Below are 11409 nucleotides of genomic sequence, written 5' to 3'. Positions count from 1 at the left end.
AAAAAAATGAAAAATCACTTATCTTGAAGCATGCAAAAGACGACACTTTAAAAATGGTATGGCATAGTTCACATTCTTCTCACGCATCTCACTCATCACATGCTTCTCACGCATCACATGAGTCCCATGCTTCTCATTATAGTGGTTCAAACAGTTATACACCCCCAGAACCTGCTGTAGAATCCACTCCAGAACCTGTTGAAAAGTCCGCTCCAGAACCGAGACCAGTAGTTATTCCTGAATCTAATACAAAAATTAAGACACCTACAAATTCAAGCGGGAAAGAAAGAAATTATCAATCAGGGGGCACTATAAAACTACAAAAAGGATATACAAAAAAAGATGGTACAGTAGTTTCTCCTCATTTAAAAACGAATCCAGACCAATATAAATTTAACAACCTTAAACCGGAAAAAGAAAACTCAAAATAACTCATAACAAAAGTAATAACTTAAAAATGGTGACGATAAGAAAAATGATTAGGAAAATATTTCTAATTTTGTTTTTGTTATCATTAGTAAATATATTGCATGCAGATTTAACTATTTATTTCGTAGATGTAGGGCAAGGTGATGCAGAATTTATTGTTTTACCAAGCAGTAAAGCCGTGTTAATAGACGGCGGTTCTTCAGATACAAATATATCTAATTTCCTCAGTAAAACTGGCTATTCTACAATTGATTTTCTTGTTTTAACTCATCCACATTCAGACCATTATGCGGGATTAAACTATGTCTTTGACAAAATGCAAGTGAATGGTTTTTATGACACAAAAATTGATAATGCAAGAGCTTCAGGTGATGACAGTGTTAGAAACAAGGCAAAAATTGAGCCAGGCTGTACCACATACTATCCTATTGAAGGTTCTACTCTCAATTGGGACCCAGAGGTTAGAGCAGAGCTTTTTAACACTTGTATCTCAACAACAATATCAAACAATGGATATCAGATTAATGATGCCTCAATAGTGCTGAAATTGACATATAAAGGGAAATCAGTTCTTTTTACTGGAGATATAGGAAAGGGTGTTGAAGAACGATTGATTAAACAATATGGCGATAAGCTTAAGGCAGATATATTAAAGGTAGCTCATCACGGAAGTGCATATAGTACAAGTACAGATTTTCTTAATAAAGTAAATCCTAAATATGCAATTATTGAAGTAGGTAATAATTCATATGGTCATCCAACGCAGAAAACCCTTATGGAATTGGGAAAACATAAAGTGCAAGTTTACAGAACAGATACTGAGGGAACTCTGAAATGTGTCATCACTTCTACTGGGGAGATTATGGAGCCTGAAAATTTGGAAAATACAAATGAAAGGGAAAACAGTTCTCAAGATGAGAGAAACATAATTAAGGAGGAAAAATGAAAAAGATATTTACTTTGCTTTTTGGTTTAAGTATTTTTCTTAGCTCTATCTGTTGCCCAATTTATGCTCATAAGGGAAAGACAGATGCATATGGTGGTCATAACAACAGAGCAACTGGAACTTACCACTTCCATTCGGGCTCTCTTGCTGGTCAGGAATTTTCTTCAAAAACAGAAGCAATAAATGCTTTGAACAATTCAAGAGCGAGTTCATACGGAAAACAAGCTAATACATATAGGGGAGGCGAACTCGTTGGTTCAGTAAACTCAAATAAATACCACTATCCTTCTTGCCAGTGGGCAAATAAAATAAAACCAAGCAACAGGATTACTTTTTCAAGTCCAGCTGAAGCTCAATCAAGAGGATATGTGCCTTGTAAAATGTGTAGGCCACCGACAGAATAGCATAATTACATTTGGAATATTCTTATGATTTGCTTAAACTGGAAGGATAGTTTTTAGGATTTTTATTAGCTGAGTTTTGTCTGAAGTCTTAAGTTTGTGAATTAAAGAAATTATTTCACTTTCAAGGAGTTTATCCTGCCCAAGGATATGGTTAGAAAATAAATCAGTTATAGACACATTTAAAGCTTTGGAAATCTTTGAAAGTGACATTATAGAAGGAATTGCCTTTCCAGTTTCAATCCTAGCCAAAAAAGACCAATCAAGTTCAGCCCTGTCAGATAGTTCCTCAAGCGTTAAACTTTTCTTTTTGCGAATTTCCCGGATTCTACTGCCCAACTGCTTATAGATATTTTCCATAGTTTGTCCTCCATTAATAGAATATAAATATATTGCCTGTTAAACCATAGCATACAAGACCAGAAAGCGTATTGACAATAAAGACAATATTTTGTAAAAGAACGATATACTTTATTCTCCAGCATTAAAGAAAAAAGAGTATTTGATTGATTTTTGAATATAAATCATAAAAAATGCTTGAGAATGAGCTAGGAGAATGAATCGGTATTTGACTATTGAGTATGAGAAAAATAGCCCGAAAAATGGCGGAATGATATGGATATTAGAGAATGACTATGGAAAATATTGAAAGCGATATAAGAGAATGATGTATTATTTGAGAATGAACCGGTAGAATGAGTCGGTATTTGAATAGCAAGGGTTTAAGAAATAGCTCAAAAAATGGCGGAAGATGTTGAAGCAAAGAGATATAATATAGAAGAATGAATAGCTAGAATGTCTGTATTGTAGACCATTAAAAGCGTAGAAAAAGAGTCAAAATAACTTAGTCACTCTCATAAGGATATGAAAAATAGATACCCCGTATCACATCGGAGAAACTTATGAAAAAGATAGTTTTATTTCTCTGTTTATTCTTATTAGCTTCTGCAAGTTTAGCAGAGGCTAAGAAAAAAGGTGGTTATCCTTTGAAAGATGTGGATTTGAATTTTCAAAAGCACTTGGATGAGAATAGGGCTACGCTTGGGAATATCCCTGAAATAATTAAAGGGGGATGGATAAACAAATCAACAGGAACAGAGTTTGAAGAAAAAATAGCTGAATTTGAAAAAATTAATTCTATAGCGGCGGATGTATTTTGTGGAAGTATCATATCTTCAAAGGAGCATCAAAAAAAGGGCACAATTTTAGTGCATGAAGACCTCTGGAAGGATTTAAGCAAAGAAGAAAAAAAATTTGGTTTTGAAATGTTACGCTTTTTTGAAAAGCAGAAGAGGCTCCCCAACTTTTATAATGCTTCTCTAAAAAATATCATCGCAAAGTATGAAGCTGATAAATCCAAGAGCAACTCAGAAATAATTGAGGCTTCATCTGCTACTTTTGCTTTTGCATCCAGTGAATACGATTCGGCAATGAGGTCTATTCCTTCGTATGTAAAACCTAATTATTCTTACTTATTATTAGCAATGCAATATACTTGTAATGGCGAGAAAGAGAAAGCTCGGGAAATGATTGCAGGTCTGGCTGAAACTGACTTGAATAATTTTCCTCCAAACAAAATAATAGAATATATTAATGAAGGAGACTATTTTGTTAAAGATTACAACGAAGTTAAACTCAATAGTGAAAATTTGAAAGGTTGCAAGACAATGTTTACTATTACAGTCACTGAAATTCTTGCAGAGCCCGGAAGCAATGTAATTGCGGGTATTGTAGGAAAATATTCTAATCAGCCATATTTGGATACTTATCCAGGGCCAATGAACGGGCAAATGAGGAATGCTTTTGAGGAAGCTATTTTATCAGAAAATTCCAAAAGAATACTAGTGCAAGTGCCAAAAGAACTAACTAACCAAATTACGTACTTCAACAAAGGGACAGTAATTAAGGTTAAAGGAAAAGTATTGGGATTAAGATTATGGAGTGATTACTTCGGTTATGTTCCTTTGATTGAGCTAACAGAATTAGAATAGAATATCCGGTTCTTTATACTGCCATTTAGAAATCACCGTATACCTTATTTGTTTTCTTCTGCTAAATCAAGAACATTGGCTATTTTTAATGTGGTGGTTCATTTCGGGACTTGCCGGCTTATTGATAAGCGTGTTAATTAGAATATTTTTTGAAAAAGAAAAATATGACCCGGAAGCAGAAATAATACAAGCGGCTACACTTGTTGCTGCGTACAAAGTGATGAAGGAAAAAAATAAAAAGGGATAAATAAGTAGCTAAACAGAGAGAATATATGTCTTTAATTAGTTGTCCTGAATGTGGTGCAACAATATCAAACAAAGCAAAAATATGTGTTAAATGTGGTTTACCGCTGAAAGAATATGTGCCCAAGGAAAACGATGAAATAAAAACAGTTCTTAAACTTATTAAAGAAAGAAAAAGAGTTTCTCAAGATTTGTTAAAAGCTCATCTTGGTTCATCCGCAAGGGCAACGAATATTTTATCAGAGCTTGAAATTCAAGGTTTCATTACAAAACCAGATTTGTCTAATCGTTGGGAAATTGACTTTGAAAAAATTGACAAATATTTAGAGGTAGTCCCTCAAGAAAATAAAAAATGAAAATATTGGTTCAGTAATTTACAAGGTTAAATATGGCACTGGTAAAATGTCCTGAATGTGGTCATGAAATATCTGATAAGGCTTTGCAATGTGTGAGATGCGGATACCCAGTTAAACCTGATATTGAAAAAAAACAAACGCCACCTAATATTGCAAGTGCAAATACTGCGGCTCTAACGGGTTCTTTGCAAAGCCCTAAAGCGAAGATAGGTCTTTTTGGTTATATTGCTTTAGCAGTTTTGATTTTTCTTGTTGTGGTACTTTCTTATCATCCCAAAAGAGTTTTTGAAGTAAATGATAGAGTTACTGTAGTTGATAGTGATAAGCAGTTGACGGGTTATATTGAAGGTGGCAATGAGCTATCTTATTTGTTTGGTGGCAAAGGACATATGGTAGAAATCCCAGAATCAGAAAAAGCCACTAACGGCGAAAAAGGAACGGTTGAAAGAGTAAGTTATGAACGAGAAACACCAGACATAAGGTATTACACAGATGGGACACAAAAAGTTGTAGGCTACACGCATTCAGGAGAAAAAAAATATACAGTAAAATTGGATAGTGGAAAAAAAATACAAATTTTTGGAGAGGGGCTTGAAAAGATAAAGGATAATGGAAAAAGTAAAGAAAATAAAGAAGATGCGTCAAGACTTTATAATAAATATTTTAGGTCTCCTCAATGAAAAGAGTATATGCGGTGCAGCACCGAATCAGAATGGCAAGTAATTGAAACTTCTGGAAATTTGCAATAATAAAAGGAGGAAATTGAATATGGCTCTAAGAAAATGTCCTGAATGTGGTCATGAAATATCTGATAAGGCTTTGCACTGTGTGAAATGTGGTTGTCCAATTAAATCCGATAGTGCGGAAACTATTAAACTTGATAGTGAAAAAAAACAAACGCTACCTACTGTTACAACTCCGATTAAGACAACTGCTATAGATTGTCAGGCATGTAAGCAAGAAAAAGTAATGCTACCAACAAAGATTTCAAGAATGTCCCCAGTAGTCGTTGCAATTGGGTGGATATTGACTGTTCCCTCAATTCTCGGAATATTTTTTGCAATTCTTGTTTTTATTTCAACTATGCAAGTATCAGTAGCTTCAGGCACAGCTTCCACAGGTACAAATGTCGCAACTGGCATTGGCGTAATCGTTGCAGTAGTGATTGGCATTATTTCACTTGTAATCGGTTTGCTTGGATATATCCTGATTATGAAAAAGAAAGTATACAAATGTTCTGCATGTGGTTATGTCTTAGACCGGGCATAATTTAGAGCACCAAAATATCACATTGAATGTTATAAATATTTTCATTTATTTATCCTAAAATTGATAAATAGCATTCATTTTTCAATACGTATTTCTACTTACCCCTGAGCCTCAAATACCTCAAACAGCCCTCTGCATATACCCTTAAGACGCTTCCAGAAGCTCAGCAATGCCATTTTTGCCCCTAAAACCCACTATTCCATATAATCCCCCATTTTCCGACCAGAAAAGCCCTAAAAATGCCCTATTTTAGCCCTTTTATCGTCTTAGAATGCTATTGACTTCGTCGGAGAATTATGCTATAATCATAATTAATGAAAAATAAGACCTTGAATGGAGCGATAGCCGACTTATGAGCAAAACTCTCTCCGCTAGAAATAGCGAAGAGAGAAATACGGATAAAGTCAACGCAGTTGGATACATACGAGTAAGCACCGACCTTCAAGCCGAAAATGGACAGGGTCTTGAAATCCAGAAAGAAGCCATCCAAAAATACTGCAAAGAAAACCCTCAATTTAACTTAATCAAAATTTATGAAGATTCTGGAATATCTGGAGCTGTTGACCAACGCCCCGGGCTTATAGAGCTTTTGGAAGACTCCAAAGTAAAGAAATTCCAGTTTGTCTTTGTTTCAAAGTTAGACCGCATTGCAAGAGATACCTTCCTCACTCTTTGGATAGAAAAAGAACTCAAAAAATCCGAAATAACCCTAGTATCAATTTCAGAACCCTACCGCTGGGATGACCCTACCCAAAGGATATTTCTCCAACTTATTTCCTCTTTTGCTGAATTTGAAAGAACAAGAATCGTAGAACGCTTGCTTTCCGGTAGATTGAGAAAAATCAATCAAGGAAGATATGCTGGCGGAAAACCGCCTACTGGGTATAAATCTAGGGGTGGGGAACTGTTTATTGATAACCAAGAAGCACAAATAATTGAAAGAATATTCAGGATGAGGTTCGGAAGGAAGTCTTTATATTCTATTGCTAAGACTTTGAATGAGGAAGGGGTTCCTTCTAAATATGGGCATAAATGGTATCCATCGGGCATCAAATATATTCTCCAGAATCAGACCTATTGGGGAAAGATAAAGTACGGCAAGACAGAGAAAGGGATTCATCAGAAGATAGATTTATTCAGAAGGTCAGCCCCACCTTTAACAAGGTAATGGTGAGGATTGTGCAGGACAAGGTACAAATATTTGGGCAATAAATTTTGAACCCCGTTTCCAAAAATAAAAAAGAGCGGTGCTGATAACACCGCTCCCAAGAGCAACTAAACCCTCTATAGGTTATATTTTGCTCATATTTATTATAGGAACTTAAGACGCTAATGTCAAACAAAATGGAGGTGATGAAAATGAGCATAGCAGAAAGAAATGACGCTTTCAGAAAGAATATTCTTTTCAGCGTTGATTCAAGAAACAAAATGCTTATTACTCAAGGGATAACCGCTTCATTTAATGATAAGCAGATTGCTGATATTTTTGGAGCTGTCAGAGATTTCAATAACTTTAATCAGGACAATAACCCTTGGGGCGAACACGATTTCGGGAGTATTTTGATTTTCGGCAGAAAGATATTCTGGAAGATAGATGACTACCAAGGTGAAGACGCTACTGATTTAGTATTGACTATTCTGCTCGCAGAAGAATATTAAAGGAGGCAATTATGTTACAAACAGCAAAAGAAATACTTGCAAGAAAAGATGTTATGCCAAAAGTTATAGTTAGCGAAGCTTATTCAGTCCCCTTTCTTGAAGAGTTGGATGATAACTCTGTTATCTATCACATAGGGGAGCACAAATATCGCGTAGAGAATATTACTCAGCAAAGCTACGGGATAAGAGCCGTAATAGAAATGAATTATCGGGGAGATTTAATACATAAGAACTTAGTATCATTATTTTCGTCACGGGCACGAACTGAATTTATAAATAAGCTAAAAGGATTTGATTCCAAAAAGATAGAAAAGCATTTGTTAGGCTTGGAATCAGAACTCAAGAAATTTCTTGAGAGGAAAGTCAGGAATAAGCTCATCCAAGACAAGAAGCGTGCTCCCGAAATGACGGATGAAGAAAAACAATCTGCAATAGACTTTCTAAAGGCATCTAACTTATTTGAACTAATTGAAAGCGATATAACAAATCTTGGCTATGTGGGTGAGCAGACTAACAAAATATTGGTTTACCTCATAGCAACGAGTAGAAAATTAGAAAGCCCTTTGTCAGGGGTTATAAAAGCTCAATCCTCAAGCGGTAAATCCCAGTTAATGAAAGCGATAGTTTCCTTAATGCCTTCGGAAGAAATATTTGATGTCAGCAGGATTACTGAAAATGCTCTGTTCTGGATGGATAAGAATGACTTAAAAAACAAACTCATCACGGTTGCGGAGCGTACTGGTTCGGATACTGCCAACTATTCAATACGTTTGTTACAGTCAGAGAAAAAGCTAAGATTACTTGCTCCGCAGAAAGCGGATGACAATGTAATGAAAACAGAGTGGTTTGAAGTTTCCGGGCCGGTTGCATTTCTTGAAACTACCACAGGAACGGCACTTGAAATTGATAATCAGACGCGGGTTTTTGAGATATATATTGATGAGACCGAAGAGCAAACCCGACTGATACAGCAAGCCCAGAAAGAATGCAGAACGCTTGAGGGTATGGCTCGGAAAAAACACAGTGAAGGGATTATGAGAAAACATCAAAATGCTCAGAGACTGCTAGAGCCTTTGAAGGTGACAATCCCCTATGCAGAAAAGATAAGTTTCCCAACAAAGTGGGTGAGAACCCGTCGTGATATGGATAGATTCTTGGATTTAATTACTGTCATAGCGTTCTTGAGACAATTCCAGCGGGAAGTAAAAGAGGACACTTTTATTGGCAGATATATTAATGCAACTATTGAGGATTATGAGACTGCTTACAACCTTGCAGTAAATGTTTTAGGGCAAAATCTGGATGAGTTAGATAAACGCTCAAGAGAATTGTTAGGGCAAATAATAGATATGTGCAATGAGATGAATGAACGGAATGATTTTACAGAAGAGATGGCTTTTACAAGAAGAGACATTTTGCATTATCTCAAAAAACAGGGAAAAAACTACTATCCCCAGATATTGCAGAACTACATCGCCCCTTTGGAAGCTGAATATCTGGAGCTTGTTTCGGGTGGCAAGGGAAAGACCTCTGTCTATAAGCTGAACATCACTGTCAATGAAGATGGAAAAATTCAAGCCCCATCCTTAATCAATGGACTTACCAGCCCTGCTGAATTAAGAGCTAAAATCAGCCCAAAGAAGCCCAGAAGCCGAAAACAGAACTCTTAAGCCTTCAAAACAGCCCCTTTTATACCCTTTTCCGACTATAAAGCTTTAACTATAAAACTATCCATCAAAAGAGCATACCCTATATAAAAACCGCTCCAAATCCCTAACAGAAGCCCTAATTTTGAGATATATATGCCCTTCACCCAGCATTTATACTTTGATACTTATCACTTTGTTTGACATTCTTTGTTGTAAAAAGTAGAATGAAACATCATAAAATGACATAATCCAGCGTCCTTCTAAAATCAAGTCTTCCTTGCAAACTAACTATTATTGCCATTGCGAAATTAAAGAATATCATAAAAATTTTGAGCAATATTTATGGGGTTAATAGAAAAATCAAAAGAAAATATAGAAATTGCTGAAAAATATTTAAAGAATAATAAATTCTTTAATATTATTGCAAACAGAGCTTATTATGCAACTGTTCAAATGGCAAAAAATTACTTATGCAATAAAAATGTCGTTAAACCGCATGGTAGCTTGCGTCATGGAGAAATAAAACCCAAGATAAAGTCGTGTATTGTTAACCAAAATGTGGCAAATAAAATAACATTTAATTTAGCTACATTGAAACCACTTGATAATTTAGGTGTTATGTATAATTTGAGATGGACTGCTGATTATAGCGCAAGAGATATATCGGCACAACAAGCAAAAGATTGTTTGGATTATGCCAAAGATATAATTGATTTCATTGAGAAAAGTAATTGAAAGGAGAATTTAAATGAGCAAGGTTGAGAAAATAATTAACGAAATTATGAAAAAAATATCTGATAAATATCCCACATTAAATATTTACAAGAAGATTCTTAAACCAGACAACGAATATTTTATTTTGATAGACAATAAGGATATTTTCACTAGTGATGATTTTTCGTTATTATTAACAGATATTGATTTAAATATCTTCTTAAAGAAAGAAGTATTCAATATTCATATTGCATACTTGCTTGAAAATGAAATGCCTTCAGATAATATTGTTCAGATATATCGCTCCCTGTTTTCGTTGGAACAAGAGGTGCCCTATAACTCCAATAGTTATATAGACTTTCCATTCGCATCTTATAGTGTGCAAGAAACTAATTATTTTGAAGGAGGGGAAAAAGAATGGTTGATAACATCTCAGATGGAAATGCCGATAGCGGCATAACATCCGTGTTCAAATTTCTTTCATATAAAGTAGATTCCTTCAATTACGAAATGATAAAAAATTTGAATTTATTGGAGGTTGCAGGCAATATAAAACCTGCACTTTGGAACTTTAAAATTGGTATTCGCCAACCCATTTATTTTAAAGATAGAAATTATTATATTTGTGGACTAAGCGGTAGTATATCCCTTGATAACCAAGAAGGGAATGGGGATAAAAAAGCTCTTATTTCGCTTGAAACTGGTATTAGTGGGATATTTAAAGTTGAAAGTAGTAGTATGAATAGATTGACAAAAGAAGAGGAGAATACGGTTGTTAAGTTTCAAATGCCTGCTATTCTTTTGCCTTATTTAAGGGGAGCAATTACTTCTTTTTTGGCAAATGCTGGTCTTGGTTCAGTAATATTGCCTTTGGTAAATGTTCAAGCTTTGGCAACGAAGGCATTAGAGGGATTGGATATACAAGTTGTAGAGAATTCATCTGGACAGAATCAATCAGCAAAATAAAAGGGACAATTTAATGATGAAGAAAATATTGCTTTTATTTGTGATGATGGTCATAATACCCTCTCTTATTTTTGGTGAAGTTGAACAAAGACTGGAAGAAGATTCTCACGTATTCTATCAGAACGGGAAGAGAATGTTCTCTATTAAAGTAACGCAGGAAAATTTCTTTGAACCCGTGGCAGATAGTAGAATACCGGATGGAATTTTAAAACGGTATGGTGGCGATGGTTCGTTGACAGAGTGTTCGTATAAGAACGGCAAAGCTAACGGGTTATCAAAATCTTATTATAAAGATGGTAAGGTCTGTGGCACATGTTATTATAAGAATGGTCTCGGCAATGGGGTTTCTACCGTCTATAATGAAGATGGTAGTATCCAATGTTCAGCTATCTACAAAAACGGGAAATTGATATCTATGAAAAGTTACAAGTAAAAAGCAATAAGACCTTGCTTAGTTTTAGGCAGTTAGTAGCAGATTGTTAACTTGTTGCAATGTGAGTTCAATAGAAGGGTATATACTGCCCCAGTTCAAGGTTCTAAAATCGTCCCATCCGGGCAGCCATCTTGGACACATCAGACATGAGAGAGCAGGGAAAAATTCCCCGCTCTTTTTTGTTTGTGAGTGAATTTTGAGGGGATTCGGGAAAGGGGGGAAGGCAATTTGTAAAAGTATTTAAATTTACAACGACTTTTTCTTTTGAATAAACAATGCTTTGAATGAACTTTTTCGCCCAAAAACTTTTCTCAATACCTTTTTTCTCACGCAGGCCTTTGACAAACAAGGCG

At 35.3% G+C, this 11409-nt stretch carries 16 protein-coding genes; 15 read left to right on the top strand and 1 reads right to left on the bottom strand.

The window, feature by feature from the left end; translation table 11 throughout:
- The 3 genes from NT145_07895 to NT145_07885 form a co-directional block, all read left to right on the top strand.
- Positions 1 to 431 (top strand): hypothetical protein (locus NT145_07895; protein MCX5782602.1); only part of this gene is annotated, 431 nt, incomplete at its 5' end.
- Positions 432 to 475: 44 nt separating this feature from the next.
- Positions 476 to 1375, top strand: a complete 900-nt coding sequence (locus NT145_07890) for an MBL fold metallo-hydrolase (GenBank protein MCX5782601.1) — start codon at positions 476 to 478, stop codon at positions 1373 to 1375.
- Positions 1372 to 1779 (top strand): YHYH domain-containing protein, encoded by a 408-nt coding sequence (locus NT145_07885; protein ID MCX5782600.1) that lies wholly within the window; start codon positions 1372 to 1374, stop codon positions 1777 to 1779. Before NT145_07890 ends, NT145_07885 begins: the two co-directional genes overlap by 4 nt.
- Positions 1780 to 1812: 33 nt before the next feature.
- Here NT145_07885 and NT145_07880 read toward each other — a convergent pair whose 3' ends face one another.
- Entirely contained in the window at positions 1813 to 2136 is a 324-nt protein-coding gene (locus NT145_07880) for a helix-turn-helix transcriptional regulator (GenBank protein MCX5782599.1), read from the bottom strand.
- A 542-nt stretch (positions 2137 to 2678) separates the two neighbouring features.
- Between NT145_07880 and NT145_07875 the strand changes: the two genes are divergently transcribed.
- The 12 genes from NT145_07875 (at position 2679) to NT145_07820 (ending at position 11056) form a co-directional block, all read left to right on the top strand.
- Entirely contained in the window at positions 2679 to 3767 is a 1089-nt protein-coding gene (locus NT145_07875; protein MCX5782598.1) for a hypothetical protein, read from the top strand.
- Between the two features lie 88 nt (positions 3768 to 3855).
- Positions 3856 to 4014 carry a hypothetical protein gene (locus tag NT145_07870; GenBank protein MCX5782597.1) on the top strand — a complete coding sequence of 53 codons (159 nt, stop codon included), beginning with the start codon at positions 3856 to 3858 and terminating at the stop codon, positions 4012 to 4014.
- Positions 4015 to 4039: 25 nt separating this feature from the next.
- Positions 4040 to 4366 carry a zinc ribbon domain-containing protein gene (locus tag NT145_07865; GenBank protein MCX5782596.1) on the top strand — a complete coding sequence of 109 codons (327 nt, stop codon included), beginning with the start codon at positions 4040 to 4042 and terminating at the stop codon, positions 4364 to 4366.
- Between the two features lie 32 nt (positions 4367 to 4398).
- Complete coding sequence (locus NT145_07860) at positions 4399 to 5046, top strand: zinc ribbon domain-containing protein (protein ID MCX5782595.1); 648 nt, start codon at positions 4399 to 4401, stop codon at positions 5044 to 5046.
- Between the two features lie 88 nt (positions 5047 to 5134).
- On the top strand, positions 5135 to 5635 hold the full coding sequence (locus NT145_07855; GenBank protein MCX5782594.1) for a zinc ribbon domain-containing protein: 501 nt from the start codon (positions 5135 to 5137) through the stop codon (positions 5633 to 5635).
- A 352-nt stretch (positions 5636 to 5987) separates the two neighbouring features.
- On the top strand, positions 5988 to 6803 hold the full coding sequence (locus tag NT145_07850; GenBank protein ID MCX5782593.1) for a recombinase family protein: 816 nt from the start codon (positions 5988 to 5990) through the stop codon (positions 6801 to 6803).
- Positions 6804 to 6994: 191 nt separating this feature from the next.
- Positions 6995 to 7294, top strand: a complete 300-nt coding sequence (locus tag NT145_07845; protein ID MCX5782592.1) for a DUF3768 domain-containing protein — start codon at positions 6995 to 6997, stop codon at positions 7292 to 7294.
- Between the two features lie 11 nt (positions 7295 to 7305).
- The gene (locus NT145_07840) at positions 7306 to 8964 is read left to right on the top strand and encodes a hypothetical protein (protein ID MCX5782591.1); all 1659 of its coding nucleotides are present in this window, start codon (positions 7306 to 7308) and stop codon (positions 8962 to 8964) included.
- A gap of 321 nt (positions 8965 to 9285) precedes the next feature.
- On the top strand, positions 9286 to 9678 hold the full coding sequence (locus tag NT145_07835) for a HEPN domain-containing protein (protein ID MCX5782590.1): 393 nt from the start codon (positions 9286 to 9288) through the stop codon (positions 9676 to 9678).
- 13 nt (positions 9679 to 9691) lie between these two features.
- A complete protein-coding gene (locus tag NT145_07830; protein ID MCX5782589.1) occupies positions 9692 to 10117 on the top strand; it encodes a hypothetical protein in 426 nt (141 codons plus the stop codon).
- Positions 10075 to 10623, top strand: a complete 549-nt coding sequence (locus NT145_07825; protein ID MCX5782588.1) for a protein-export chaperone SecB — start codon at positions 10075 to 10077, stop codon at positions 10621 to 10623. The genes NT145_07830 and NT145_07825 overlap by 43 nt, the downstream gene beginning before the upstream one ends.
- Positions 10624 to 10636: 13 nt before the next feature.
- Positions 10637 to 11056 (top strand): hypothetical protein, encoded by a 420-nt coding sequence (locus NT145_07820; GenBank protein MCX5782587.1) that lies wholly within the window; start codon positions 10637 to 10639, stop codon positions 11054 to 11056.
- Positions 11057 to 11409: the final 353 nt, after the last annotated feature.

It is taken from the genome of Elusimicrobiota bacterium (assembly GCA_026388075.1).
Classification (GTDB): Bacteria; Elusimicrobiota; Endomicrobiia; order Endomicrobiales; family JAPLKN01; genus JAPLKN01.
The sequence above is the reverse complement of the archived record's forward strand: the minus strand, read 5'-3'. Positions and strand labels throughout refer to the sequence as shown.

Bases quoted from the DNA above. Each gene is read 5' to 3' on its own strand.
- NT145_07870 (MCX5782597.1), top strand. From the start codon at position 3,856: ATGTGGTGGTTCATTTCGGGACTTGCCGGCTTATTGATAAGCGTGTTA.
- NT145_07860 (MCX5782595.1), top strand. From the start codon at position 4,399: ATGGCACTGGTAAAATGTCCTGAATGTGGTCATGAAATATCTGATAAG.
- NT145_07890 (MCX5782601.1), top strand. From the start codon at position 476: ATGATTAGGAAAATATTTCTAATTTTGTTTTTGTTATCATTAGTAAAT.
- NT145_07835 (MCX5782590.1), top strand. From the start codon at position 9,286: ATGGGGTTAATAGAAAAATCAAAAGAAAATATAGAAATTGCTGAAAAA.
- NT145_07855 (MCX5782594.1), top strand. From the start codon at position 5,135: ATGGCTCTAAGAAAATGTCCTGAATGTGGTCATGAAATATCTGATAAG.
- NT145_07865 (MCX5782596.1), top strand. From the start codon at position 4,040: ATGTCTTTAATTAGTTGTCCTGAATGTGGTGCAACAATATCAAACAAA.
- NT145_07875 (MCX5782598.1), top strand. From the start codon at position 2,679: ATGAAAAAGATAGTTTTATTTCTCTGTTTATTCTTATTAGCTTCTGCA.
- NT145_07830 (MCX5782589.1), top strand. From the start codon at position 9,692: ATGAGCAAGGTTGAGAAAATAATTAACGAAATTATGAAAAAAATATCT.
- NT145_07845 (MCX5782592.1), top strand. From the start codon at position 6,995: ATGAGCATAGCAGAAAGAAATGACGCTTTCAGAAAGAATATTCTTTTC.
- NT145_07840 (MCX5782591.1), top strand. From the start codon at position 7,306: ATGTTACAAACAGCAAAAGAAATACTTGCAAGAAAAGATGTTATGCCA.
- NT145_07885 (MCX5782600.1), top strand. From the start codon at position 1,372: ATGAAAAAGATATTTACTTTGCTTTTTGGTTTAAGTATTTTTCTTAGC.
- NT145_07850 (MCX5782593.1), top strand. From the start codon at position 5,988: ATGAGCAAAACTCTCTCCGCTAGAAATAGCGAAGAGAGAAATACGGAT.
- NT145_07880 (MCX5782599.1), bottom strand. From the start codon at position 2,136: ATGGAAAATATCTATAAGCAGTTGGGCAGTAGAATCCGGGAAATTCGC.
- NT145_07820 (MCX5782587.1), top strand. From the start codon at position 10,637: ATGATGAAGAAAATATTGCTTTTATTTGTGATGATGGTCATAATACCC.
- NT145_07825 (MCX5782588.1), top strand. From the start codon at position 10,075: ATGGTTGATAACATCTCAGATGGAAATGCCGATAGCGGCATAACATCC.